The sequence below is a fragment of the Enterococcus sp. AZ089 genome, from assembly GCF_050547225.1.
Taxonomy (GTDB): Bacteria; Bacillota; Bacilli; order Lactobacillales; family Enterococcaceae; genus Enterococcus_D; species Enterococcus_D entomosocium.
On the sequence record NZ_CP172954.1, the window covers coordinates 2,761,710 to 2,786,434 of the forward strand.

At 41.8% G+C, this 24,725-nt stretch carries 25 protein-coding genes and 1 tRNA gene; 7 read left to right on the forward strand and 19 right to left on the reverse strand.

The features are described from left to right. Positions 1-142 precede the first annotated feature (142 nt). The 7 genes from glf to rpoN form a co-directional block, all read right to left on the reverse strand. Positions 143-1,255, reverse strand: coding sequence for a UDP-galactopyranose mutase (gene glf / locus IGJ01_RS12685; protein WP_430601148.1), 1,113 nt, complete (start codon positions 1,253-1,255; stop codon positions 143-145). Between the two features lie 230 nt (positions 1,256-1,485). After that, positions 1,486-2,787: a surface-displayed alpha-enolase gene (gene eno / locus IGJ01_RS12690; protein ID WP_005234360.1), complete on the reverse strand. Its 1,302-nt coding sequence runs from the start codon at positions 2,785-2,787 to the stop codon at positions 1,486-1,488. Positions 2,788-2,899: 112 nt separating this feature from the next. Further along, entirely contained in the window at positions 2,900-3,655 is a 756-nt protein-coding gene (gene tpiA / locus IGJ01_RS12695; RefSeq protein WP_060792838.1) for a triose-phosphate isomerase, read from the reverse strand. Between the two features lie 63 nt (positions 3,656-3,718). Further along, positions 3,719-4,909, reverse strand: a complete 1,191-nt coding sequence (locus tag IGJ01_RS12700) for a phosphoglycerate kinase (protein ID WP_086372300.1) — start codon at positions 4,907-4,909, stop codon at positions 3,719-3,721. Positions 4,910-5,008: 99 nt separating this feature from the next. Further along, positions 5,009-6,010, reverse strand: a complete 1,002-nt coding sequence (gene gap, locus IGJ01_RS12705) for a type I glyceraldehyde-3-phosphate dehydrogenase (RefSeq protein ID WP_008380858.1) — start codon at positions 6,008-6,010, stop codon at positions 5,009-5,011. A 40-nt stretch (positions 6,011-6,050) separates the two neighbouring features. After that, positions 6,051-7,088, reverse strand: coding sequence for a sugar-binding transcriptional regulator (locus tag IGJ01_RS12710; protein ID WP_005228675.1), 1,038 nt, complete (start codon positions 7,086-7,088; stop codon positions 6,051-6,053). A 246-nt stretch (positions 7,089-7,334) separates the two neighbouring features. After that, entirely contained in the window at positions 7,335-8,654 is a 1,320-nt protein-coding gene (rpoN, locus tag IGJ01_RS12715; RefSeq protein ID WP_430601149.1) for an RNA polymerase factor sigma-54, read from the reverse strand. A 51-nt stretch (positions 8,655-8,705) separates the two neighbouring features. Here rpoN and IGJ01_RS12720 point away from each other — a divergent pair. Continuing rightward, positions 8,706-8,777, forward strand: a tRNA-Arg gene (locus IGJ01_RS12720). 164 nt (positions 8,778-8,941) lie between these two features. On the opposite strand, the gene rpoE is transcribed toward IGJ01_RS12720, so the two are convergent. Further along, positions 8,942-9,550, reverse strand: coding sequence for a DNA-directed RNA polymerase subunit delta (gene rpoE / locus IGJ01_RS12725; RefSeq protein WP_005234347.1), 609 nt, complete (start codon positions 9,548-9,550; stop codon positions 8,942-8,944). A gap of 84 nt (positions 9,551-9,634) precedes the next feature. Beyond that, a complete protein-coding gene (locus tag IGJ01_RS12730; RefSeq protein ID WP_005234346.1) occupies positions 9,635-10,072 on the reverse strand; it encodes a DUF1934 domain-containing protein in 438 nt (145 codons plus the stop codon). A 223-nt stretch (positions 10,073-10,295) separates the two neighbouring features. Here IGJ01_RS12730 and IGJ01_RS12735 point away from each other — a divergent pair, with 223 nt between their 5' ends. From IGJ01_RS12735 to yidA, 3 genes are read left to right on the forward strand one after another with little or no spacing between them, the layout of a single operon-like run. Continuing rightward, positions 10,296-11,117, forward strand: a complete 822-nt coding sequence (locus IGJ01_RS12735) for a lipoate--protein ligase family protein (RefSeq protein WP_375352184.1) — start codon at positions 10,296-10,298, stop codon at positions 11,115-11,117. Next, the gene (locus tag IGJ01_RS12740) at positions 11,101-12,471 is read left to right on the forward strand and encodes an HD domain-containing protein (protein ID WP_008380856.1); all 1,371 of its coding nucleotides are present in this window, start codon (positions 11,101-11,103) and stop codon (positions 12,469-12,471) included. The genes IGJ01_RS12735 and IGJ01_RS12740 overlap by 17 nt, the downstream gene beginning before the upstream one ends. A gap of 9 nt (positions 12,472-12,480) precedes the next feature. Beyond that, positions 12,481-13,299 (forward strand): sugar-phosphatase, encoded by an 819-nt coding sequence (gene yidA, locus IGJ01_RS12745; protein ID WP_061053147.1) that lies wholly within the window; start codon positions 12,481-12,483, stop codon positions 13,297-13,299. 42 nt (positions 13,300-13,341) lie between these two features. On the opposite strand, the gene IGJ01_RS12750 is transcribed toward yidA, so the two are convergent. Further along, positions 13,342-13,785: an NUDIX hydrolase gene (locus IGJ01_RS12750; RefSeq protein WP_008380853.1), complete on the reverse strand. Its 444-nt coding sequence runs from the start codon at positions 13,783-13,785 to the stop codon at positions 13,342-13,344. Positions 13,786-13,932: 147 nt separating this feature from the next. Between IGJ01_RS12750 and gloA the strand changes: the two genes are divergently transcribed. Further along, positions 13,933-14,307: a lactoylglutathione lyase gene (gene gloA / locus IGJ01_RS12755; protein ID WP_005234340.1), complete on the forward strand. Its 375-nt coding sequence runs from the start codon at positions 13,933-13,935 to the stop codon at positions 14,305-14,307. A gap of 76 nt (positions 14,308-14,383) precedes the next feature. Next, entirely contained in the window at positions 14,384-15,097 is a 714-nt protein-coding gene (locus IGJ01_RS12760) for a gamma-glutamyl-gamma-aminobutyrate hydrolase family protein (RefSeq protein ID WP_008380852.1), read from the forward strand. A 72-nt stretch (positions 15,098-15,169) separates the two neighbouring features. Here the strand turns inward: IGJ01_RS12760 and IGJ01_RS12765 are convergent, their stop codons facing one another. The 8 genes from IGJ01_RS12765 to zapA form a co-directional block, all read right to left on the reverse strand. Further along, complete coding sequence (locus tag IGJ01_RS12765) at positions 15,170-16,423, reverse strand: ABC transporter permease (protein WP_430601150.1); 1,254 nt, start codon at positions 16,421-16,423, stop codon at positions 15,170-15,172. Then, positions 16,416-17,315 (reverse strand): ABC transporter ATP-binding protein, encoded by a 900-nt coding sequence (locus tag IGJ01_RS12770; protein ID WP_430601151.1) that lies wholly within the window; start codon positions 17,313-17,315, stop codon positions 16,416-16,418. Before IGJ01_RS12770 ends, IGJ01_RS12765 begins: the two co-directional genes overlap by 8 nt. A 17-nt stretch (positions 17,316-17,332) precedes the next feature. After that, positions 17,333-18,013, reverse strand: a complete 681-nt coding sequence (locus IGJ01_RS12775; RefSeq protein ID WP_005234326.1) for a DUF2812 domain-containing protein — start codon at positions 18,011-18,013, stop codon at positions 17,333-17,335. Continuing rightward, positions 18,000-18,326, reverse strand: a complete 327-nt coding sequence (locus tag IGJ01_RS12780) for a PadR family transcriptional regulator (RefSeq protein ID WP_005234324.1) — start codon at positions 18,324-18,326, stop codon at positions 18,000-18,002. The genes IGJ01_RS12775 and IGJ01_RS12780 overlap by 14 nt, the downstream gene beginning before the upstream one ends. A gap of 281 nt (positions 18,327-18,607) precedes the next feature. Further along, entirely contained in the window at positions 18,608-18,922 is a 315-nt protein-coding gene (trxA, locus tag IGJ01_RS12785) for a thioredoxin (RefSeq protein WP_005228645.1), read from the reverse strand. Positions 18,923-19,018: 96 nt separating this feature from the next. Beyond that, positions 19,019-21,382: an endonuclease MutS2 gene (locus IGJ01_RS12790; RefSeq protein WP_244732307.1), complete on the reverse strand. Its 2,364-nt coding sequence runs from the start codon at positions 21,380-21,382 to the stop codon at positions 19,019-19,021. A gap of 78 nt (positions 21,383-21,460) precedes the next feature. Next, positions 21,461-22,015 carry a CvpA family protein gene (locus IGJ01_RS12795; protein ID WP_016612652.1) on the reverse strand — a complete coding sequence of 185 codons (555 nt, stop codon included), beginning with the start codon at positions 22,013-22,015 and terminating at the stop codon, positions 21,461-21,463. A 23-nt stretch (positions 22,016-22,038) separates the two neighbouring features. Further along, entirely contained in the window at positions 22,039-22,479 is a 441-nt protein-coding gene (gene zapA, locus IGJ01_RS12800) for a cell division protein ZapA (protein WP_005228634.1), read from the reverse strand. A 216-nt stretch (positions 22,480-22,695) separates the two neighbouring features. Between zapA and rnhC the strand changes: the two genes are divergently transcribed. Further along, positions 22,696-23,622 carry a ribonuclease HIII gene (gene rnhC, locus IGJ01_RS12805; protein WP_430601152.1) on the forward strand — a complete coding sequence of 309 codons (927 nt, stop codon included), beginning with the start codon at positions 22,696-22,698 and terminating at the stop codon, positions 23,620-23,622. An 88-nt stretch (positions 23,623-23,710) separates the two neighbouring features. On the opposite strand, the gene IGJ01_RS12810 is transcribed toward rnhC, so the two are convergent. Continuing rightward, on the reverse strand, positions 23,711-24,691 hold the full coding sequence (locus IGJ01_RS12810) for an ROK family protein (protein WP_016619763.1): 981 nt from the start codon (positions 24,689-24,691) through the stop codon (positions 23,711-23,713). Positions 24,692-24,725 lie beyond the last annotated feature (34 nt).

Genomic DNA, 24,725 nt, shown 5'->3' on the forward strand with positions numbered 1-24,725 from the left:
CCTTTCGTAAAAATGTTTTATAAACTTCCCCAAGTCCTATTTATTTAGAAGATAGGATAACTAATTATTTCATAGCTAGTAAAAAAGTTACGTTTTGTCCCAGAATCGGGACAAAAAAAAGCAACCTCTCCAATAGAAGAGGTTACTCCACTTGAAATTCCTGTTGGACAAGCTTTAAAGCAGCTGCGATCGTATCGTCCATATCATAATAGCGATAGCTGGCTAGGCGCCCACCAAACAAACAATTTTTTTGCTGTTGCGCTAATTTTTCATACTTGCGATACAATGCATTATTGCTTTGATCGTTAATTGGGTAGTAAGGAATATCTCCTTTCTTCCACTCTTTCGGGTATTCTTTAGTGATAACTGTTCTTTTTGACACCACTGGACAAAAATGTTTATGCTCAATGATTCGCGTATAGGGCGTTTGACTGTCTGTAAAGTTCATGACGGCTGTTCCTTGGTAATTATCCGTGTTATAGACTTCAGTTTCAAAATGTAAAGACCGATAGGCCAACTCGCCATAACAATAATCGAAATATTGATCAATCATTCCAGTATAAACAATGTTCTTAGAAGAGGCTTCATGTCGTGTGCGATCTGCAAAAAAATCAGTCTCTAAAGAAACATCAATCAGTGGATGTGTAAGCATTTTTTGAATCATTTGTGTATAACCCAATTTAGGTATTCCTTGAAAAATATCCGTAAAATAATTGTTGTTAAAGTTATACCGGATCGGCAGCCTTTTGATAATAAAAGAAGGAAGAAGATCACATTCTCGTCCCCACTGTTTTTCAGTGTAGCCTTTGATCAGCTTATGATAGATGTCTGGTCCGACTAAAGAAAGAGCCTGTTCTTCTAAATTTCGTGGTCTTTTTATTCTTGTCTTTTCAATTTGAGTCATTATTTTGGTACGAGCTTCAGCAGGATTTTTGGTTCCCCACAGTTGGTAAAATGTGTTCATATTAAAAGGAAGATTATATAGCTCGCCTTGATAGTTTGCAATAGGAGCATGAATGTAGGGATAGAATTCAGTAAACTGATTGATATAGTCCCAAATTTTTTTACTCGATGTATGAAAAATATGCGCACCATATTTATGTACGTCGATTCCTGCTTGTTTTTCTGTATAACAATTACCGCCAATATGTGTCCGTTTTTCCAACATTTTCACTGTATGTCCCCGTTTCGCTGCTTCATGAGCAAAAACTGAGCCAAAAAGACCTGTACCAACGATCAAATAATCATAAGCCATTTTTTTCTCCTAAAAACTATTTTCTTTTATTATAGGATTTTGATAAGTCAGAACTATAATTTCTTTTTTTTGAAAAAGAAAATAAAGAAGAAATGACTACCTTCTGTTATCTTAAATGATTGGTCATTGTCTGCACTGAATGAATCGAGACAACAAAAAAGCTCTGAAATCGCAGCAGCTGACTGTTAAATCAACCGCTGCTCTTTCAGAGCAAAGCAATAATCGAAAGATTATTTATTTTTTAAGTTGTAGAAAGCTTGCAAGCCTTTGTATTCAGCAACTTCACCAAGTTGGTCTTCGATACGTAGTAATTGGTTGTATTTTGCAATACGGTCAGTACGTGAAAGAGAACCAGTTTTGATTTGGCCAGCGTTTGTTGCAACAGCGATATCAGAGATTGTTGAATCTTCTGTTTCACCTGAACGGTGAGAAACTACTGCAGTGTAACCAGCTTCTTTCGCCATTTCGATAGCATTGAATGTTTCCGTCAATGTACCGATTTGGTTAACTTTGATAAGGATTGAGTTACCGATACCGTTTTTGATTCCTTTTTCAAGGATTTCAGTATTTGTAACAAACAAGTCATCCCCTACTAATTGAACTTTGTCGCCTAAGCGTTCAGTTAATAGTTTCCAACCATCCCAATCGTTTTCATCCATACCGTCTTCGATAGTGATGATTGGGTATTTGTTAACTAATTCTTCTAAGTAGTCAACTTGTTCAGCAGCAGTACGTTTTACGCCGTTTTCGCCTTCAAATTTAGAGTAGTCGTAAACACCGTTTTCGTAGAATTCTGATGATGCACAGTCAAATCCTAGGTATACATCTTTACCTGGTTCTAAACCAGCAGCTTTGATTGCTTCTAAGATTGTTTCAACACCGTCTTCAGTTCCTTCAAAACGAGGAGCGAAACCACCTTCGTCACCTACTGAAGTTTCTAAACCACGTTTAGACAAGATTGATTTCAAAGCGTGGAATACTTCAGTACCCCAACGTAAGCCTTCTTTGAATGTAGGTGCGCCTACAGGCAAGATCATGAATTCTTGGAAAGCGATTGGTGCGTCTGAGTGAGAACCACCGTTGATGATGTTCATCATAGGAGTTGGCAATACTTTTGTATTGAATCCGCCTAAGTAGTGGTATAAAGGTACTTCTAGGTAATCAGCAGCTGCACGAGCAACAGCGATAGAAACACCAAGAATCGCGTTTGCGCCTAATTTGCCTTTGTTAGGAGTTCCGTCTAAAGCGATCATTGCTTTATCGATAGCCATTTGGTCACGGACATCGTAGCCGATGATAGCTTCTGCAATGATGTTATTTACATTGTCAACTGCTTTCGTTACACCTTTACCGCCATAACGAGCTTTGTCGCCATCACGTAATTCAACTGCTTCGTGTTCACCTGTTGAAGCTCCTGAAGGAACCATTCCGCGGCCGAAAGCACCTGATTCTGTGTAGACTTCTACTTCGATAGTTGGGTTACCACGTGAGTCTAAGACTTCGCGTGCGTAAACATCAGTAATAATTGACATGTTTTGTCTCTCCTTTGAGTTTGTTTTATCTTAAGGGGAATGCCCCTTGCGAACAACTTAATTGTAGTGAAAAAATGACGATTCTGCAAATGTTATTTTCATGAAAATGAAATTATTTTACAGCATCTAATAATGCTAGGAATGAATCAGCTTGCAAGCTTGCGCCGCCAACTAATGCTCCGTCAACATTTTCTTTTGCCATGTATTCAGCAATGTTTTCAGGTTTTACAGAGCCTCCGTATTGAATACGTACGCTGTCTGAAACTTCTTTGCCGTATAATTTTTCAACGGTTTTGCGGACAACGCCACAAATTTCGTCTGCGATGTTTGCATCCGCAGATTTACCAGTACCGATCGCCCAGATTGGTTCGTAAGCAATCACAAGATTACTTACTTGACCGTCTGTTAAACCGTCTAAGCCAGCAGTGATTTGTCCTTCGATCCACTCCGCTGTTTTGCCAGCTTCATAGGTTTCTAAAGATTCACCACAGCATAGGATTGGGATCATGCCGTTTGCAAAGATTGCTTTGGCTTTTTTGTTGATGTCTTCATCTGTCTCATGGAAGTATTCACGACGTTCTGAATGACCAATGATGACATAGTCAACACCTAGATCTGCTAAAGCTGCTGGTGAAGTTTCGCCAGTAAAGGCACCTTCATTTTCCCAGTAGCTGTTTTGAGCAGCAATTTTTAATTCTGTTCCTTCAGCAGCATTCACTAATGTTTCTAAGAATAAAGCTGGCGAACCGATCACAGAGTCAACTGTATCGTTGCTAGGAATTTTTGTTTTGACTGCTTCAGCAAATTCTTTTGCTTCTTTCGCAGTTTTGTTCATTTTCCAGTTTCCGGCAATAATTGGTTTGCGCATGTTCTGGCACTCCTTTTCGTTATCAAGCGTGCAAAGAAAGTTCTTTGCACGGCTTGTCATTGATTATTTATCGTTGATCGCAGCTAGGCCAGGAAGTGTTTTTCCTTCTAGCAATTCAAGGCTGGCACCGCCACCTGTTGAGATGTGGGTAAATTTGTCAGCAAACCCTAATTGTTCTGCTGCAGCTGCAGAGTCACCGCCACCGATGATCGTTGTTGCATCTTCAAGGTTGGCAATTGCTTCACAAACACCGATCGTACCGTTTGCGAAGTTAGACATTTCAAACACACCCATAGGTCCGTTCCAAACGACTGTTTTTGCGCCTTTTAATGTTTCAGCAAACAAAGCGATGGTTTCAGGTCCGATATCTAAGCCCATTTGTCCTTCAGGAACATCACCAGTATGTTCTTCTGTTGGGACATCATTTGAAAACTCAGCAGCAGTGATTGAATCAACTGGTAATACTAATTTATCGCCAGCTTTTTCGATCAATTCTTTTGCTAATTCTACTTTATCTGCTTCCACAAGAGAATTACCGATTTCCATGCCTTTTGCTTTGTAGAACGTATACGTCATTCCGCCGCCGATCAAGATTTTGTCTGCTTTAGGAATCAAGTTTTCGATTACGCCGATTTTGTCAGATACTTTTGCTCCACCAAGAATCGCGATCATTGGACGTTTTGGTTCTTCGACTGCATCACCGATGAATTTGATTTCTTTTTCCATTAAGAAACCAGCAACTGTTGGGATACCTGTTGAAGCGATCCCTACGTTTGAAGCGTGTGCGCGGTGTGCGGTACCAAAGGCATCATTTACAAAAACATCGCCTAAAGAAGCCCAATATTTACCTAGTTCAGGATCGTTTTTGCTTTCTTTTTTGCCATCGATGTCTTCGAAACGAGTGTTTTCAAAAACAACGACATCGCCATCTTGCATGTTGTTGATCGCTGCTTCTAATTTTTCGCCGCGGGTTTCATCAACGAATGTTACTTCTTTGCCTAACAATTCGCCTAGACGTTTCGCAACTGGCGCTAAAGATTTTCCAGCTTTATCTGCTTCTTCTTTCACACGACCTAAGTGTGAGAAAAGAATTGCTTTTCCGCCGTTTTCGATCACATAATTGATTGTTGGTAATGCTGCTTTGATCCGTGTATCATCTCCGATCACTCCATCTTTCAATGGAACGTTGAAGTCCACACGTACAAGAACTTTTTTATCTTTTAAATCGATATCTTGAACTGTCATTTTAGCCATGAACAGATTCCTCCTAGCATAATTGTTAAAAAAAGCGGAGAAGCGCGATGCTTCCCCGCTTTCTCTTGCGATGGTTTAAATTAAAGTCGTTCGCAACTCTTATAGGTTAGCGAAGTATTCTAAAGTACGTACTAATTGTGCAGTGTATGACATTTCATTGTCGTACCAAGCAACAGTTTTAACTAATTGTTTGTCGCCAACAGTCATAACTTTTGTTTGAGTTGCATCAAATAATGAACCGTAAGTCATACCAACGATATCAGAAGAAACGATTTCGTCTGTGTTGTAACCGTAAGATTCGTTTGAAGCTTCTTTCATTGCTGCATTGATTTCATCAACAGTTACTTCTTTGTCAAGAACAGTAACTAATTCAGTTAATGAACCAGTTGCAACAGGAACACGTTGAGCAGCACCATCTAATTTGCCGTTCAATTCTGGGATTACTAAGCCGATCGCTTTAGCAGCACCAGTTGAGTTAGGCACGATGTTTGCAGCAGCAGCACGGGCACGGCGGAAGTCACCTTTAGGGTGTGGTCCGTCTAGAGTCATTTGGTCACCTGTGTAAGCATGGATTGTAGTCATTAATCCTTCAATCACACCAAATTTGTCGTTCAATGTTTTCGCCATAGGAGCTAAACAGTTTGTTGTACATGAAGCACCAGAGATAACTGTTTCTTCACCTGTTAAAGTTTCATGGTTTGTGTTGTAAACGATTGTTGGAACATCGTTTCCACCAGGAGCTGAGATAACTACACGTTTTGCACCAGCTGTTAAATGTTTTTCAGCAGCTGCTTTAGAAGTGAAGAATCCAGTACATTCTAACACGATTTCAACACCTAGTTCGCCCCAAGGCAATTCTTCAGGGTTGCGGTTAGCTAAAACTTTGATTTCGTTTCCGTTCACATTGAATGAACCTTCGTGAACTTCAACTGTACCGTTGAAACGTCCTTGTGTTGTATCATATTTTAACAAGTGAGCTAACATTTTAGCGTCTGTTAAGTCATTGATAGCCACAACTTCGATTCCTTCTACTTCTTGGATACGACGAAATGCTAAGCGTCCGATACGTCCAAATCCATTAATACCTACTTTAACTGTCATTTAAGATTTCCTCCTTATGAAAATCATAAAAATATTTATTTTAAAGGGTTGCCCCTTTTAAAATCTCATTTGCGCAAGCTTCATCGGTGATGAGCCAGGTTTGTTTTGGTGCATTTTTCATGTATGCATTGACCGCTTTGGCTTTTGATTGTCCGCCAGCGACCGCAAAAATGATTGGGACTTTTTGTAAATCTTTTAATTGAAGTCCGATTCGAGGAACTTTGTAAACGACCTCGCCTGCTTCGTTAAAGAAATACCCAAAGGATTCTGCAACTGCATTTTTTTGTTTCAACATCAGAATTTCTTGTTCTGACATTTTTCTTCGAGCCGCCATATGCAACGCCCGTCCAATACTATGAATAACACAATTTGCTTGACTTATCAAGTTTAAGACATCAACGATGGCGGGTTCTTTCAAGAGAAACTCGTAGGTGTTCATGCTTAATTGTTCTGGTACAAACAAGGAGCGATAATCGCCATTTGTCTGCATTGCCATCACCGAGCTGACAGAGTTTGCTTGCACGTTGACTGATTCTCCGATACCACCACGGGCTGGAACAAACAAGTTATGACGTTTGGCGGTTTCCAAATTACCCAATTCCTCGGCAACTTTCGCCATTGTCGTCCCTCCCATTACTGCGATGGTGTTTTTGCCTTCTGGCAATAAGAGATCCAACGATTCATTCAGCAACTGGCCAAATTCAGCAATAACTTTCGGTTGTCGATCACCATCGCCGCTCGCAATCAAACAACGTTCGATGCCAAAGGTCTCTGATAATCGTTTCTCGATTTGGTGCATTCCGAACAGCTGATCCATCAGTGCACCAATCTTCGTGTACACTTCTTCTCCGTAGGCGGTCAATTGCATGCCGCTTTTTGAAGAGTCGATCAGTTTCAGCTTTTTAAGGATATCTGTTTCCGTCCTCAACACGCGTTCCGTCATTGATAAACTTTCCGAAAGTGTCCGGCGGCCAACGGGCTGCATCCAATAAATATTTCTTAAGATACGGTAACGTTCCTGGAGTACAGCGAGAATATCCGGGGTGATTGCCTCAATCAATTTTAATTCATCGAGCATTTTATATCCTCCCGTTGGACAATTTTCGTCCTACAATGACTTAAAATGACCCATCGATTGCAAAAAAAATTTAAATCTGTTTCCTACACCAATAATAGTAGCACTTATCGCCTTGATACGCAACTATTTCAGTCACAAAATCTTGCTTTTCATAAAATCGTCATAATTTGAAAAAGAGGAAAGGATCGATAAAAAAAGGAAAGGCTTTGCTGCCTTCCCTACTCATCGTTAATAGTAAGTTTTGCTTTACTCGAATCGTTTCCGCTTGGAAGAACCAGGGATATTCATGGCTTCACGATACTTTGCCACCGTTCGTCTAGAAATATCGATGCCTTGGGCTTTGAGGGCATCTGTCAACTTTTGGTCTGACAATGGTTTGTTTTTATTTTCTTCATCGATCAGTGCTTTTAGCTGCTGTTTGATCGATGCCGTTGTCAGGTCATCACCGCTTTCTTGCGTCGAAACTTTCTGTCCAAAGAATAGTTTTAATTCAAACACCCCAAAGGAGGTCTCCAAGTATTTCCCATTGACTGCCCGGCTGACCGTTGATTCATGAATTCCTAATTCTTCGGCAACTTCTCTTAAAACCAATGGCTTTAATGGTCGATCTGGTTGAGTGAAAAACTCCTTTTGCCGCGCAACGATCTGCACCCCGACACGATAGATGGTATCCCCTCGTTGCAGCAAGGTCTTCTTTAACCACTCGAACTCTTGGGCTTTATTGTCTAAATAACTTAAGACTTCTGGATCACCGCTTTGCTTCAATTGGTCAAAGTACTGCTGCTGAAAGCGAACCTCTGGTAAGGCGCGTTTGTTTGATTTCACGATCGGTTGTCCTTTTTCAACCGTCACTCGCAGGTCAGGAACGATGTAAAGCCCATCGGTCGACCCAAACGCCGCCCCTGGTGTGGGGGTCAATGTTTGAACATAATCAAAGACCTTTTGAATCTCAGTTAATGAAATCTGCAGCGCTTTGCTGATTTTGTCCCACTTGCGCTCTGCCATTTCCGTGAAGAATTCTTCTAAAATGAGATAAGCCATTGGCGGCGCATAGTCATCTCTTTCCGTTTGCAGCATCAAACACTCTCTTAGATCACGAGCACCGACTCCTGCCGGATCCAGTTGCTGGATCAAGGTTAAAGCATCAAGCATTTGGATCGGCGTCCCCCCGACAAGCTTTCCAGCTTCTTCCAAATCAATCGTCAAAAAGCCGTTTAAATCAATGTACTCGACTAAAAATAAAACGATCGTCCGCAAGAAGGTATCTCGGTAGTTTAAATGCACTTGATCAATGAGGTATTCGAATAAAGACGTATGCTGGTCAGGGATCTGGCTTAAATAATCCATCAATTGTTCTGATGAGCCATTGCTTTTGTTTGGTGTGATGGGCGAATCATATTCCCCCAGATCAATCAATGGATTTTCTAATGCTTGGTTATCAATGAATGACAATAATTCATCTGCAGAAAATTGCAGCACTTGGATCGATTGCTGTAATTTCTGCGTCATAGCAAGCTTTTGCGTCTGTTTTTGTTGTTGTGAAAATTGCTGTTGAAATTTCATCATTCTACCTCTTGTTTTTTTCACTGAAATTGGTTAAACTAATATTTGTGCTTCGCGCCTTTAGTGTAGTGGATATCACGTAAGATTCCGGTTCTTGAGACGGGGGTTCGATTCCCTCAAGGCGCGTTTTTTCTTTTCGTTACAAGTATACTCGATTCAAATCAATAATTCAAAAGCACTTAGGGACCGCTGATGCGGTTCCTTTTTTATTTGTATCTATGTAAGAAGGCGAACTCGTCCTTCAACGATTAAAAGCTGCTTGCAGCCATAAGGCGAAAAAAAGAAGAGGATTACTCCTCTTCTTCCTCTTCATCCGCAAAATCATCTTCATCATCGTCATCGATAATGGTGAGATCTTCCTCAATGCTGTCAGGTAATTCTTCTTCATCATCGGTGCTATTGTCGGCGCCGATTTCTTGCAAGTCTGAATTGTATGCCGAGATTTCTTCATCCTCGTCATCATCATCATCAAAGAGATCATCTTCTTCGTCATCTGACAAATCAGTATCCTCAGGATCATCATCGTTATAATCGATTGCATCTTCATCATCGTTGATAAAGGCATTGACTTTTTTACGTTTGCGACGACGTGGTGTATCTTCATCCTCGTCTTCGATGCCATGGTTGACTTCTTCATCGATCGAATCAATGGCGTACCATGAACGTAAGCCCCAACGATTGTCGCCTAAAGAAATAAAACTACCGTCGATATTCAAGTCTGTATAAAACTGCGCCAATGAATCACGAATCTCGCTGTCTGAAGTTTCAAGATAGTTTTGAATTTGGTTGACCAAATCAGAAAAATCCATCACGTCACCGCGCTGCTCTAAAATCGCATGGGCAACTTCAATCATCGACAATTCGTTTTTATTTACACCTTCAAATACATTAATTTCCAAACGGGACACGTCCTTTCACAGTCTACTCCTAATCATACAAAATTACGTCTCAAATTGCAATTTTTTCTTTCAATTTCCCTTTGATTAAGCGGTAAATTCTAAAGACAGTTTGTATTCGCCGACTTTGTCAGCAGCCATGAACAAGTCATAATCGATATCGATCTTTCCCGAGTATGGACGGTCTTTCAAGCTAACGTGCAAGTGATTGGTGAAGGTGTGGAACATCATCAAGCCATACGGGGTTTGATAACTCGTCTCTAAACGTTCCTTATAAGAAAATTTCAAGCGCATGCGCATTTCCCCTGAGCGAATCAATTGAATCAATCCGTCTGGCATAATTTTCATCGTAACGGGAATGTCGGTGCCGTCTGGCTGGATCTCTTTGTAACGGAGATATAAGGTATCACCGATCTTGACTGCTTGTCCTTGCAGATCAAACAGAAAGTTCTCTGTTTCCCCTGCTTGACGTACATTGGTTGTTAAATGAATCGAGATTGGGATTCCTTTTGATAATTCTTGCATGTACGTGTGCCTCCTTTGAAGATTTCAGTTTCATTCTTGCTTTTTTTCATTCGTTTGTCAATCATTTCAGTTGATTCTCCTTGGTCTATTTCTTCATTGAAAATAAAAAAGCGAAAACAAAAGCAAGTTTTCATTCTTTTCTCCAAGTAATTTTCCAAGAATCGTATATAATAAGGATAACAGGTATTTTTAAAGGAGTTTAACCGATTTGACTATCTATATAATGGATCAAACCTTACCACGTATCCACAATCCTTATGAGCCGTTTGCCTTCACCGATGTTGCCACCGAAGCTGCTGGCAAACTTGAACAAGTTTATTGTCATTTTTGGCAGTTGTCCGATACGATGATTTTAGGAATGAAAGATACCCGGCTGCCTTTTTTGATAGATGGTCTGCAGGTTTTGAAAGAAGCTGGCTATGACTCGATCATCCGCAACTCAGGCGGGCTTGGGGTCATCAATGATGCCGGTATTTTGAATGTCTCCCTCATTTTCCCTAAACATTTGGCTGCCACTACGGATGCAGCCTATGAAATGATGGCGACATTGTTGCAAACAGCCTTTCCTGAGCGGACAATTTTGGCTTATGAAATTGCTGACTCGTACTGCCCAGGCACCTATGACCTGAGTATTGACGGAAAAAAAATTGCTGGCACAGCACAACGACGGATCAAAGACGGCGTGGCTGTCATGATGTATCTGAGCATCAATGGCGACCAACCAGCCCGCGGCTCTCTCGTTCGTCGTTTTTACCAAGCAGGTTTAAAAGAGCGCTTTGGTACGGATGGCTATCCAGCCGTCAATCCTGCGAGCATGACCACTTTAGAAGCGGCTCTCGGCCGTAAGTTTACCACACAAGAGGTGATTGACCGCTTGCAAAAAGCCCTGCTTTTCTTGATCACAGACCAATCCCTATATCCGCTTGAGTCACTGGATCAATGGCTTTCAGAAAATGACCTTAGCGAACAAATGCAGCAACGCTTAGCTGGCATGGAAAAGCGAAATCACCCAATAAAGGAGTTTAGCGATGAGCCTACCATATAAATATCAAACCTTAGCGATAGAAAAAGTATTTCGTGATCCTGTTCATAACTATGTCCATGTACAGCACCAAGTGATTTTAGATTTGATCAATTCCAAAGAAGTGCAGCGTTTGCGGCGCATCAAACAGCTGGGAACTGCTTCCTTTACCTTTCACGGAGCAGAACATAGCCGCTTTTCTCACTCCTTGGGCGTTTATGAAATCAGCCGTCGCATTTGCGATATTTTCCAACGCAATTATTCCCTTGAAAAAGTCGGACCAAACGGCTGGGATGATAAAGAGCGTTTAGTGACCTTGTGTGCAGCATTGCTTCATGATGTGGGCCACGGACCATACTCCCACACCTTTGAGCACATTTTCCATACAGACCATGAAGCCATCACAGTGGCGATCATTACTTCTCCTGAAACGGAAGTTCATCAGATATTGAACCGAGTGGAAGCTGGATTTCCTGAGAAAGTCGCAAGTGTTATCACTAAAACTTATCCAAATCCTCAAGTCGTTCAAATGATTTCTAGTCAAATCGATGCTGATCGGATGGACTACTTGCTGCGCGATGCTTATTTTACCGGCACTGAATACGGCACGTTTGATCTGACCCGAATTTTACGAGTGATTCGTCCGTACGAAGGCGGTATTGCTTTTTCTATGAATGGCATGCACGCTGTGGAGGACTACATCGTCAGTCGTTACCAGATGTATGTGCAAGTTTATTTCCATGCGAGTTCTCGAGGGATGGAAGTGATCTTAGCCCATTTGCTGGATCGAGCTGCAGAACTGTATCAAGTGGATTCAGAATTGTTTCAAGGCCATTCGCAGCTGCTTCTCCCATTTTTAAAACAAGAATTCACCTTAGATGAATACTTGAAACTCGACGATGGCGTTCTGAATACCTACTTTACCCAATGGACGGAAGAAAATGATCCGATCCTCAGCGATTTGGCCAAGCGGTTCTTAAATCGTAAACCGTTGAAATCCGCCCGCTTTGACGATGAGACGCAGTTGCCGATGATTGAAGAAATGCAGGGACTGGTGGAAAAAGTCGGCTTCAATCCCCGCTATTATACTGCCATCAATTCAAGCTTCGATCTGCCTTATGATTTTTATCGGCCGACTTCAGGCAAACATCGGACACAAATCGAATTACAGGAAAAAGATGGTTCCCTTGTGGAATTATCCCAAGCCAGTCAGCTAGTTGCAGCTTTAGCGGGACAAACCCAAGGTGACCAACGCTTTTATTTTCCAAAAGAAATGATTGACCCCAACATCCAAAATCACTATGATTTATTTGGAGAGACGTATCAAGAGTTTGCCAAGCACATTCGCAATGGTGCTTTGATCAAACCAAGCCACTAGGAGGAACTTATGAGTATCAAATTGATCGCCATCGATATCGATGGTACCCTGTTGAACAACGACCGCAAGATCACCCCAGCCGTTTACAAGGCATTGAAAGACGCTGAAAAGCAAGGTGTACGCATCGTTTTGTGTACGGGACGCCCTTTAACTGGTGTCCAAGATTTATTAAAGGAACTAGACTTATTTACGGACAATGATTTCGTTATTACTTATAATGGCTCTTTGGTTCAAAAAACCAAAAACCAAGAGATCATCTCTGAATTCGGCTTGTCCCAAGATGACTATCTCTTTGTTGAGATGACTGCGAGAAAATTAGGGGTTCATCTTCATGTAGAAACCGAAGATACCATGTATACCGCTAACCGCGATATCAGTCCTTATACGATTTATGAAGCCTTCTTAGTCAACATGCCATTGAAATATCGGACACCAGAAGAAATGACTGCTGACTTGAATATCATCAAAATGATGATGATCGATGATCCCGAAATACTTAATCAGATCATCCCACAATTGCCGAGCAGTTTGACGGACAATTACAATGTGGTCAAAAGTGCTCCTTACTTCTTGGAAGTTCTAAATAAACAAGCCCATAAAGGGGCTGCTGTCAAAAAATTGGCGGAGCACTTAGGCATCAAACAAGAAGAAGTCATGGCGATCGGCGATAACGAAAATGATTTAACCATGGTGGAATACGCTGGTATCGGTGTGGCGATGGCCAATGCCACTGAAAACGTGAAAAATGCCGCAGATGTCCTAACTGCATCAAACGAAGAAGATGGTGTGGCAGAAGTAATCAACAAGTATGTTTTAGCAAATAACTAAGTGTAAAAGGCAGGTTTCCTTTTTATCGGAAGCCTGCCTTTTTTATTTTGCCAACCATTGTTCAACTGCCCATTTATGGCTGCCGCGTTTCAATCGCTGAATCGCTTCTTCTGGCGTATGCCATGACAACTGATTGTTTTCTTCTGTCGGTTCACAGACTTTTTTCCATTTGGTCATTAAATAGAAATAGCCGGGATGATGGTAAAATGTATCGCGATGGCGTGAATAGAAGTATTCAACTGCCTCCCCTAAATAGGCAGCGATCTCCCCTTCAAATCCAAGTTCTTCTATTAATTCTCGCTGGATCGCTTCTTCTTTGGTCTCATTTGGTTCAATTTCACCGCCTGGTAAAAAATAGGCGCCATTGGGTGCTTGTACCAAGATCACTTCATTTTTTTCATTTGGAAGAACGACATACGCGCCATATCTTGATTTGTATGGTTTCCCCGCTTCTTTTTCCCCGAACACAATTTCCTTTTCTGGCATGATTCCCTCCACCAACACTTTCTTTCCATTTTACCCTATGCCAATAGTCTGGACAAGCTGGAAATAACGCTCTGTTGTCTTTTATTCGTTATAAAATGAGAAAATATGTTATCATACAACTATCAAGATCGAAAGGATGATTTACCCATGAAAATGGCTCACACTTGTGTCCGCGTCAAAGACTTAACGGCTTCTCTAGATTTTTATCAAACTGCCTTTGGTTTTGAAGAATCTCGCCGTCGTGATTTTCCTGAACATCAATTTACTTTGGTTTACTTAACATTGCCTGGAGATGATTACGAGCTAGAGTTGACATATAACTATGACCATCCTGGCTATGAGTTAGGCGACGGCTATGGCCACATCGCCATCAGTACCGATGATCTAGAAGCGCTTCATGAGAAGCACCAAGCTGCCGGATTTGACGTCACTGACTTGAAAGGACTACCAGGGACTTCTCCATCTTACTATTTTGTGAAAGATCCTGATGGTTATAAAATCGAAGTTATTCGCGAAAAATAAAGCGAAGATGCTCGAAAAAAGGACCTCGTGTCCTTTTTTCTTTTCGTTCCATTTACTTATAGAAAGGTTTGATCAAATGAAACCCATTATCGGCATCGCTGCTAATGAACGGCCAATGATTGAAGAAGCAGAACATTGGTTGTCCTATACACCCAAAAATTTTGTCACCCATATCCAACAAGCCCAAGGCATTCCCCTAATATTACCAATGGGTGTCGTGGAAGATGCTGCGACTTACATCAGCAAAATCGATAAACTCTTGTTAGCCGGTGGTCATGATGTCTCCCCTGATCATTATGGCGAAGATCCTCATCCTTTGATTCAAGGCATTCATCCTGATCGTGATGTCTTTGAATTGGCATTGATCAAAGAAGCAGTGGCTCAAAACAAACCCATCTTTGGAATCTGCCGCGGCATGCAGTTACTAAATGTCGCATTTGGTGGGAGTTTGTACCAAGATCTCTCTTTGATCGATCACCCAACGATCAAACACGTGCAATTGCCAACGTTCTTTCAATTCCCTACACATCGGGTGGAAATCAAGGCAGACAGTCGTTTGGCTGCTCTTTTAGGCACAACCTATCAAGTCAATTCTTTTCATCACCAAGCAGTCAAAACAGTTGCAGATGATTTCAATGTGACCGCCACCGCTCCTGATGGTGTTGTTGAAGCCATTGAATCCACCGCCTATGGCGCACCGATCTTAGGCATTCAGTGGCATCCTGAGCTAGCCGCTCACAAGCTGCCTTCTGAGCAATCGATCTTCGACTTTTTTGTGCAGGAATTCTAAAGGCCTGCACCTTGTTTTCTAGATGCTAGCCAGTAAAAAACGCCCGATCACAAAAAGGATCGGGCGTTTTGTTTATTTCTCATTTTTCATTAACACCAGTGATTGTTTCAACGTTGCCAAGATGCCATTGTCGTTATAGATCAGGACATTTGATTTGTACATTTTTGCAGAAACCAGCATCAGGACGATCGTGGTAACAGCAAGGATCCCTACTGAAATCAACGCTCCGCCAATCCCCACTGTATCATTAGCAAGCCGTACTGGCATAATATACGAGGACAAGAATGGGATATAAGAAGTTACTCGTAAAACAACGTTATGCGGATCCATACCGCCTAGTACGATTCCTAGCATATACCCGCCCAACGAAAGATACGTCACTGGAATAATGGCTTTCGCCGTATCTTCTGCTTTGTTCACTAACGACCCGCAAAGGGCTGACAAGACAGAATAGATCAAGATTCCTAAGAAGACGAAAACGATCGCAAACACGAGGAAAGGACCAAAAATGCCATCTGATGAAAAACTTGCCAATAAGTCTTTTACCATGGAGTTGTCCTTGATCCAGAAATAACTCCCGCCAAAAATCGCAACATACGCAACTAGCTGGGTCGCTGCAACCATGATCACCCCAGTTAATTTGGCGTAGTAATGGGTTTGCGCCCGGGTACTAGACAAAATGACTTCCATAATGCGCGTTCCTTTTTCAGAAGCAATTTCTTGCGCAATGATTTGTGCGTAAGTGATGATAAAGAAAAAGAGAACGATTGTTGCGATGGTACTAACTGCTGCTTGCATCGCGGTATTATCTTCTCCATAGGTCATTTCGCCACCTTCACTGAAGGAAACTTTTTGCCGGTCAAGCGGTGCAACTTCACTAAGAACTGCCACTTGCTCAGCAGTCAAACCAAGCTCGCTAGCTCGAAAGGATGACTGCAAGCCCGTCAATAATTGTTGGATCGTCAGCTCTAAAGCTTGCCCCATTGAGGACTCGCTTAATAATTCCCCTTGCAGCGTATCCCCTGAAGCAGTAATAACTAACAAGGCATCAGCATCTTTGTCAGCCAACTGTTGTTGTCCTTGTTCTTCGCTTTCCACAACTTCAAATTCATAATCATCGCTACTTTGCTCCACAAAGGTCTGCGCAATGGCTGGTTCATTCGCATAAACGACAATTTTATCCACACTGCTCATACCATCGGCAAAGTAACTAATCAGATAAAATCCGCCCATTGCAATGAATGGAACCAATATCATAATCAAAAACGAAATTGATTTGATATTTTTCTTATAAACATCGAATGCGATTACCCAAAACTTATTCATTTGTTTTTCCTGCCTTCCGCTTAAAGATTTCTTCTAACGTTGGCGGTTGTTGATTGAACATAGGGATATAACCATCCGCCGTCGCTAAATCAAATAAGGTTTTTCCTACTGCAGGATCAGCGATCGTAATATCATAGCTGCCGTCTTCTCTGGCAATGACTTCCTCAACACCTGCCACTGCCAAAAGCTGTTCTTTCGTCAAATTAGACTCCAAATAAACTTTCGTTCGTCCAAAGGATTCACGAATTTCATGGACCTTTCCGTTTAAGACAGTTTGACCATCCCTTAGCATAATCAAGTGGTCACAGATTTTTTCTACGTTATCCATATTATGACTGGAGAAGATGACACAAGAGCCATTTTTTTTCAGTTCAATGATCCCGTTTTTCAACAGTTCCGCGTTGACTGGATCTAAGCCACTAAACGGTTCATCTAGAATCACTAATTTTGGTTCATGGATCAACGTTGAAATTAGCTGAACTTTTTGCTGATTTCCTTTTGATAAAGATTTGACTTTATCAGTTTTCTTGCCTTTGACTTTAAACTTGTCCATCCAATAGTCGATTTTGGGTACGATGTCTTCTTTCTTTTTGCCACGTAAACGCGCGAAGTAGATTAATTGATCTTCAATCGTGACTTTTGGATACAAGCCGCGTTCTTCTGGCAGATAGCCAATAAGATTGTATTCTTTTTCACTAATTTTGTGATCATCCCATAATACTTCTCCTTGATCGGCTTTCAAAAAATCCAAGATCAATCGGAATGTCGTCGTTTTTCCTGCTCCGTTTTGACCAATTAATCCCATAATCTGACCATCATTGATGGTAAAGGACAATTGATCGACTGCTGTATAATCCCCAAATGTTTTTACTAGCTGTTTTGCTTCTAACACATGCTCACCTTCCCTGTCTAATAAAATATGTCACTAAAGAAAAAACCGATAATGGCACCAACGATTGCTCCTGCAACCATCAAGATGATAGAGTCGCGGATCACCCGTTGGCGTTTCGCCAGTTTCTCTGGTTCATTGTAATAACTTGCTCGATTTTTGTATAAAAATTTCATCAAAATCGTGGTCAATCCTACCCCTATCGGAATAAATACTAGCCCAGTAATCAATCCTAGCCCAAAGGACCAAAAGGGATTTGTACGAATATTGAAATAACGAATGGAAAAATAAATCACTGCTAAAATTGCTAAACTGACCACTGAAAATAGAATCGATTTTTTCATCAAATAGCGCGTCTCATTATCGATTCGTTCTTGATAGCTTTCTTGATCGCTGAAAATCGCTGGTGTATCCGGAGATGCTTTAAAATAAAAATACCGATCTTTATAATTGCTGATATAGGTCCAGCCCCCAGCTTGATACATCGCTAGGTAATCAACGATCTCAGAAGGATCTCCTTCGAAAAAGTCCACTGCATATTTGGTCGTTTCCGATTTTCCTTTGATAAACTTCAAAAACCCTAACCGATTCATCTTCACAAAATGCCAGCCCATTGACGCTTGTTTTTGTAAACGAACCATTTCCTTTTCCGGATAATAGGCGACTCCAAGAGAAAGAAGATATTTCTTATTGATGCCCATCTTGTTCCCCTCCTAACGCTTCGAAGACCTGTTCTCCGATTTGATAAAATAGTTTGCGTCGCTGAATATCTTTCTCCAGAACCTGTCTTCCTTCTGGTGTGATCTGATAGATTTTTTTTCGATCGACGCTTTCTTCTAAATCGATCCACCCCTTTTTCGTCAGCTTTTTCAAAATCGTATACATCGTCGCGGGGCCAATCTCAAATGTTCCTTGGCTTAGCTCATGGATTTGTTTCATAATGACATACCCATGTTTTGGCTTTAAAAGCGCTAATAAAATCAAATAGGTTGAATCTGTCAATGCCTCATCCATTTGATTCCTCCATCCCACTAACTATATCACTTAATGATATATTATCGAATGATATAGCCAGCGTCAATCTTTTTTTTCTGATCTGCTAACATTGCTGGAGAATGCCTGCTTTCTTAATTTTCATTCTCACTTTTCTCATTAGTAATTGAGTGAACACCAATAGCAGTGCATAGAACAAAGAGTAAAAGCTAGAAATGTCAAAGGCATTTTTCAAAGACTTTGTCCCAAAAACAAAAAAGCAATAGCCTCTTTCGGCTATTGCTTCAAAAACACTTATTCTATTACATATGTTCCGCAACTAAAGCTTTCAATTGATCTTTTGTATGCACCCCAATTGCTTTATCAACGACTTGTCCGTCTTTTTTCAACAACAAAGTAGGAATAGACATGATCCCGAATGAAGCAGGTGTTTCAGGATTTTCATCCACATCCATTTTCACGATCTTCAATTCGTCTTCCTCATATTCATTCGCTAATTGTTCCAAGATCGGCGCTTGCATACGACAAGGGCCACACCAAGTTGCCCAAAAATCAATAAGGACTAAGCCTTTATCGGTTTCTTCTGAAAAAGTTTTATCGGTTATTTCTTTTGCCATCGTACTTCCCCTCCATTTTTAAAACTAAAAAAAGTATACCACGTATCGTAAGTTTTTTAAAATCGTCTGCTTACAAAAGGTAAGGGTTCTTAACGTTTAGTTAAACTTCACAATGGTCGCTCCATTGCCCCCTTGGTTTGCTGGCGCAAATTCAAAACTTTTCACCGAGCGATGATTTTTTAGGTAGTCAGTGATCCCTTGACGCAATGCGCCAGTTCCTTTACCGTGAACGATCGTCACCTGCGGATAGCCTGCCAAAATTGCTGCATCCAAATACTGATCCACTTCATTTAGGGCTTCTTCGTACCGCTTGCCGCGTAAATCCAACTGATTGACCACTGGACTGCTGTCAGCAGAACGAATCGTATTAACAATACGCTGTGTAGGCTCCTTCACTGGCGCTGCTGGTTGGAGATCTGTTTCTGGCAAATTCATTTTCAGAATGCCGATTTGGACTTGCCACTGATTTTTACCGGCTTTTTTCAACAGTACCCCACGCTGCCCATAAGAAGTTACGAGTACCTCGTCTCCTTCTTTCAGCGTCTTGGCTGCTTTGGCTTTTTGCAGAACCTTGTTTTTTTGCAGATGTTCTTCTTGCTGCAGTCCTGATAGCTTGGTGCGCGCGTCGATCAGTTCGTGTTCTTTGACCTTCGTTTGACCGCCGGCTAACTGCATTTTACGAATATCGGCAATGATTTTTTCAGATTCCTCTTTAGCCTCTTCTACGATTTGATTGGCTTTTTGACGGGCTTTTGTCAATTCTTTTTCGCGTTCTTCAAAGAAATAACTGTAAGCTGCTTCTAATTCTTGGTGCAAGCGGGCTGCTTCTTTTACATGATGACGAACTTCCAGATACTCGGTTTCCGTCATTTTTCTTCGATTTTCTAAATCAGCGATCATTTCATTCAGGTCTTGGCTTTCTCCGTCCATGATCTCTTTGGCTTGATCAATGATCGTCTCTGGCAAGCCAAGTCTTTTCGAAATCTCAAACGCATTGCTTCGTCCCGGAACCCCGATCAACAAGCGATAGGTCGGACTTAAGGTATCGACATCAAACTCCATAGAGGCGTTGATCGTATTGGATCGGTTATAGCCATAAACTTTCAATTCTGGATAATGGGTCGTCGCCATGACATAAGCCGACTTAGCCCCAAGTTCGTCCAAAATCGCAATTGCTAGTGCTGCCCCTTCTTGGGGATCGGTCCCAGCACCTAGTTCATCAAAAAGCACCAGACTTGTTTCGTCGACTTTTTTCAACACATCAACGATCGTTGTCATATGTGAAGAAAAGGTCGATAGACTTTGCTCAATGGATTGTTCATCACCAATGTCCGCAAAAATTTCATTGAAGATCCCCATTTGGCTTTCTTCTTCTGCCAAGATTGGTAAGCCGGCTTGGCCCATGATCTGCAATAGCCCTAATGTTTTTAAGGTGATGGTTTTCCCGCCGGTATTCGGCCCAGTAATGACAACAGCTTGATAGTCTTTTCCAATCGTAATATCGTTAGGAACGACTTTTTCTTGATCGATCAATGGATGACGTGCTTGTTTAAAAAAGACATGGTTATCTTGATTGATCGCTGGTACGATTGCCTTCATCTCTTTCCCAAAACGAGCCTTGGCATTCATGAAATCCATGATTCCGATCACATATGCATTATGGAGGATCTCTCTTTGGTACGGAGCTAACTCTGCTGATAATTCCGCCAAAATACGAGTGATTTCGTCCCGTTCCGCAATTTGATGCTGACGCAAGCGGTTATTTTGTTCCACTACTTGTTTCGGTTCGATAAACAAGGTTTGACCAGATGAACTTTGGTCGTGAACCACGCCGCCGAAAACACCTCGGTATTCTTGTTTGACTGGAATCACATAACGCTCATTTCGCATGGTTACGATCGTATCACTTAGATACTTTGCATTGCCACCTCGGACGATGCCATCCAATGTCTCACGGATCGTCCGTTCTGCTCGTCGGATCGATTGACGAATTCCCCGAAGTGCTGGAGAGGCATCGTCTGTGACTCGGCCATCCTCATCGATAGCTTCTTTCAAGCGACGATTCAAGGTTGGTAAAGAAACCAACTGTTCTTCCCAGTGATACAAGCGGGAAAATTCAATCTCACTTTCAGACAAATCAGCAAAAAAGCGTTTCAATTCCTGCGTAGTTGATAAGACGCGGGCAACTTGTGCCAATTCAACGCCGTTTAAATCTGCGCCGATTTCGATCCGTTTCATTTGGGGACGAATATTCTCAATTTTTGGTACAGGGATTCCGCCTCTTAAACGCTGGATCTTGATCGCGTCTTCTGTTTCTGCTAGCCAAGAGGAAATGACTTGCGCATCACTTGATGGCACAAGCTTTGCTAAGGCTTCTTTTCCTTGGGCTGTTACGATATACTGACCGATTTGACTCTTTACTTGTTCAAATCCTAAAACATCAAGGATCTTAGTATTCATTCTTTTCTCACCTGCTTTGTTTTAACTTTTTGTTCCTAAGAAAAAGGCAGAATGGCTCTGCAACCATCTGCCTGCTTTTTACCCAATCACATCTGTGATCCACAATCGATAGAAGTAATCTGAGAGAATCGGTGACCGATCAACGATGAAATTCGCAGTTCCGCTCGTTTCAAACAGATTTTGAATCGTGGCAAACGGGATCATTGAGAGAATCATGAAAAACATATACAAATTGATATACATCAAGATGACATTCAAAACACCCGCAACTGCCCAGTCATAGCCGCCTAAAAAACGTAGGCGTTTGTAACGCAAACTGTCTGCAAAAATCACTAATAGTTTGGTGATCAGCCAACCAGCAAAGAGTACCATCACAAAAGCGATGGCCGCATAATAGGCTTTGTCTAAATCTAAAGCCAGTTCCATATCGTAGTATTTTAACTTTGAATCCGCCGTTACTGACATATAAGGAACATAGAGCTCAATTTTTTTCGCAATTTCTTGGTAATTCGCAACTGCAAAGAAAAAAGAGAGCAAATAGCCCAAAACTGAGACCAATTGTAAACTGGTTCCGCGCCGCGCGCCGCCGTAAAAGGCTGCCAACAACAAAACCAAGACAAATAATCCAATCATTTAGGAATCCTTTCTACGCCGCACTACCCATGGGCTGTCTTTTCTTGAATTTTTCGTTTCCTTTGTTCATTTAAGATCTGTTGTGCTTCCACATGATTATGGATCTCCACATCACTGCGACCTGTCTCATCGAGAACTTTCCGTGCTTCGGATTCGATTGCTTCGATCCGCTTGATGCGATTCTCAAGCTCCGTTGCTTTAATGGCTTGTCCCCGCAACTCGTCCACTTTTTTTTGTAGGACCAAAAGCTGTTCTTGTTTTTTCAGCTGGTCGGAAACAGCGTTGATCGCTAATAAGATCGACGCTTGTTCTTGATCGGTTTGTGGCGATAATTGCATGATCTCAAGCAGTTGGTCATTGACCAATCTTGTCACCATATCCATGTGTTCTTTGCTTTCGCGTCCAATAATCGTGTAACTTTGATTCGCGATAACTGCTTTATAGCGTTTCTTTTGCTCCGTCATAGGAATATTTCCTCCCATTGCTTACATTCTGCTCTATTCTATCACTTATTGAACATGTGTCGCAAACTCTTAACTATTATACGTGATTTTCTTATGAATTTCCATGCCAATCGTTTGTTTGCTGATCGTCTTAGCAAAAAAGAATAAGAAGTATGGTAAAATCTTAAAGTATCCTTTTGTCTACCTAAGAAAAGACAAAAAAACAGGAGGAATCAAATGAGTACGATCGTTATCAAAGTACCAACTTCAACTATCAAAAAGATGCAGCAATTTTACCAACGAGAACTGCTGGCTAAGAAAGTTCCTTATACAGTGTTTGTCGCCAAAAAAGGGCCAACAACGATCACTGCTTATACGTCTGGAAAAGTCATGTTTCAAGGAGCGACTGCCGAAAAAGAAGCTTCCTTATGGGGCGATTCGGCAAGTGCTGTACCGGATAAGAAAAAAGCGACTGTTTCAACCACTGCGTTGCCAGCAGGATTTAGCGAAAAAAGCGTCGTCGGCAGTGACGAGGTCGGCAACGGCAGTTATTTCGGTCCTTTGGTGGTCTGTGCCGTCTATGCCAAAAAAGAGCAATTGCCACAGCTGAAAGCCTTAGGTGTCAAGGACTCAAAAATGCTGACAGATCCAGAGATCCGTAAGATGGCGCCGAAAATCAAAGAATTGGTTCCTTACCAATTGCTCACTGTTACACCCAGCAAATACAACGAGATCCAACCAAAATACAACACGGTCCGAATGAAAGTTGCTTTGCATAATCAAGCCATTCGTTTGCTTTTGCAAAAGATTGCTCCTGAGACACCAGATGCCATTTTGATCGATCAGTTCACAAGCGAAAAAAATTATCGCACTTATTTAAAGTCGGAACAAGCAGCGGTTACCGAAAAGCTCTATTTTGCGACGAAAGGTGAACAATATCATCTAGCAGTAGCGGCAGCCTCTATTTTATGTCGTACAGTCTTTTTGGATGAATTAGATGCAGCCTCTAAAGAAGTCGGTTTGCGCTTGCCTTCTGGCGCCCACGCAGCTGCTGACCAAGTTGCCGCAAAATTACTGCAGCAAGGTGGCATAGCACTATTGGGCAAACATGCCAAACTGCATTTTGCGAATACCGAAAAAGCACAGAAACTCGCTAAACTGTGAGTTCTCGTATTTTCAAAAAAACTGCCACTGCTTCTGATAAAGGAAGCAGCGGCAGTTTTTGTCCTCAGTACCATTTAAATGCTGCGAATCAAAGCCCTAAGCCCGCTGCTTCGATTCCCATCGTGATCAACCCAGCCAAATAGTTTTCTGAAAACCGATCTGAAAAGTGTAACTTTGGTAAGACGCCATAATGAAACACTGCTGCCAGCTGCTTTTCCAAAAAGAAGTGCGGCACAAGCGCCTGCCACTCAGAGGGCAAAAACAAAATGACTTGATGCGGGTCCGTGACTGCCACGATCGCTTGAAGAGTGGCAGTCACTTGCTCTTGGATCGCCTCTGTTGCCAAAGGGTAAGAAACTTTGTAAAGATGCGGCAAATGCTTGATTTCGCCACTTAAATGGTTGGCTCCTTTAAAGAGCTGTTGGTCGATGACCAGTCCCGCACCTGGTGGATAATTTTTTGGAAAATAAATGCCAGCCACGATTTTTTTCTCTTCTTTAAAATGAAATACCGCAGCATTCACGTCATTCTCAATAAGCGCTTTTACAGCGATCTCCTTTTCAATCAATTCCCCTAGCGCCATGTCCTTAAATGCTGGAGCATCCATGATCTTCAGTCTTCCAGCAATTTCCACACCAGGAATTCCCACGACTGCCAAGCTGATTTTCGGGTATTCCTGTTTTATCTGACGAATCACTTGCAAGAACTGCGGCAATCGGCCCTCTGCTGACTGCTCATGATGCAAAATGTTCCCGACGAGATCGACGACTGAAAAACGAATCACGATCTGCTGGTCTTCTTCGATAAACTGAATGATCAACAACAGTGTCCGTTGCGCATTGTACTGGTAAGCCGCAGCTTGACGTCCTCCCGTTCGTTGCGGTTGATCCGTCGTCAAAAGCAACTGCTTTTCTATCAATTCAGGAAGCAGCTTGTTGATCGTTACCACGCTTAATTGAGAGGCATCTGCCAGTTGGCGCTTGGTCATAGGCGCTTGCTGCTGTTTTAGCAAATCCAGCAATACTGCCTGATTATGTAATTTAATGGTCGTTGGCTGATAAGCTTTCATTTTTCTCCCCCTCAACGCTCCTATTTTAACAGAT

What these genes read in the sequence shown, in the direction of transcription:
- glf (WP_430601148.1), bottom strand. Translation starts at nt 1,255, where the DNA reads ATGGCTTATGATTATTTGATCGTTGGTACAGGTCTTTTTGGCTCAGTT.
- eno (WP_005234360.1), bottom strand. Translation starts at nt 2,787, where the DNA reads ATGTCAATTATTACTGATGTTTACGCACGCGAAGTCTTAGACTCACGT.
- tpiA (WP_060792838.1), bottom strand. Translation starts at nt 3,655, where the DNA reads ATGCGCAAACCAATTATTGCCGGAAACTGGAAAATGAACAAAACTGCG.
- IGJ01_RS12700 (WP_086372300.1), bottom strand. Translation starts at nt 4,909, where the DNA reads ATGGCTAAAATGACAGTTCAAGATATCGATTTAAAAGATAAAAAAGTT.
- gap (WP_008380858.1), bottom strand. Translation starts at nt 6,010, where the DNA reads ATGACAGTTAAAGTAGGTATTAATGGATTTGGACGTATCGGACGCTTA.
- IGJ01_RS12710 (WP_005228675.1), bottom strand. Translation starts at nt 7,088, where the DNA reads ATGCTCGATGAATTAAAATTGATTGAGGCAATCACCCCGGATATTCTC.
- rpoN (WP_430601149.1), bottom strand. Translation starts at nt 8,654, where the DNA reads ATGATGAAATTTCAACAGCAATTTTCACAACAACAAAAACAGACGCAA.
- IGJ01_RS12730 (WP_005234346.1), bottom strand. Translation starts at nt 10,072, where the DNA reads ATGCAAGAATTATCAAAAGGAATCCCAATCTCGATTCATTTAACAACC.
- IGJ01_RS12735 (WP_375352184.1), top strand. Translation starts at nt 10,296, where the DNA reads ATGGATCAAACCTTACCACGTATCCACAATCCTTATGAGCCGTTTGCC.
- IGJ01_RS12740 (WP_008380856.1), top strand. Translation starts at nt 11,101, where the DNA reads ATGAGCCTACCATATAAATATCAAACCTTAGCGATAGAAAAAGTATTT.
- yidA (WP_061053147.1), top strand. Translation starts at nt 12,481, where the DNA reads ATGAGTATCAAATTGATCGCCATCGATATCGATGGTACCCTGTTGAAC.
- IGJ01_RS12750 (WP_008380853.1), bottom strand. Translation starts at nt 13,785, where the DNA reads ATGCCAGAAAAGGAAATTGTGTTCGGGGAAAAAGAAGCGGGGAAACCA.
- gloA (WP_005234340.1), top strand. Translation starts at nt 13,933, where the DNA reads ATGAAAATGGCTCACACTTGTGTCCGCGTCAAAGACTTAACGGCTTCT.
- IGJ01_RS12760 (WP_008380852.1), top strand. Translation starts at nt 14,384, where the DNA reads ATGAAACCCATTATCGGCATCGCTGCTAATGAACGGCCAATGATTGAA.
- IGJ01_RS12765 (WP_430601150.1), bottom strand. Translation starts at nt 16,423, where the DNA reads ATGAATAAGTTTTGGGTAATCGCATTCGATGTTTATAAGAAAAATATC.
- IGJ01_RS12775 (WP_005234326.1), bottom strand. Translation starts at nt 18,013, where the DNA reads ATGGGCATCAATAAGAAATATCTTCTTTCTCTTGGAGTCGCCTATTAT.
- IGJ01_RS12780 (WP_005234324.1), bottom strand. Translation starts at nt 18,326, where the DNA reads ATGGATGAGGCATTGACAGATTCAACCTATTTGATTTTATTAGCGCTT.
- trxA (WP_005228645.1), bottom strand. Translation starts at nt 18,922, where the DNA reads ATGGCAAAAGAAATAACCGATAAAACTTTTTCAGAAGAAACCGATAAA.
- IGJ01_RS12790 (WP_244732307.1), bottom strand. Translation starts at nt 21,382, where the DNA reads ATGAATACTAAGATCCTTGATGTTTTAGGATTTGAACAAGTAAAGAGT.
- IGJ01_RS12795 (WP_016612652.1), bottom strand. Translation starts at nt 22,015, where the DNA reads ATGATTGGATTATTTGTCTTGGTTTTGTTGTTGGCAGCCTTTTACGGC.
- zapA (WP_005228634.1), bottom strand. Translation starts at nt 22,479, where the DNA reads ATGACGGAGCAAAAGAAACGCTATAAAGCAGTTATCGCGAATCAAAGT.
- rnhC (WP_430601152.1), top strand. Translation starts at nt 22,696, where the DNA reads ATGAGTACGATCGTTATCAAAGTACCAACTTCAACTATCAAAAAGATG.
- IGJ01_RS12810 (WP_016619763.1), bottom strand. Translation starts at nt 24,691, where the DNA reads ATGAAAGCTTATCAGCCAACGACCATTAAATTACATAATCAGGCAGTA.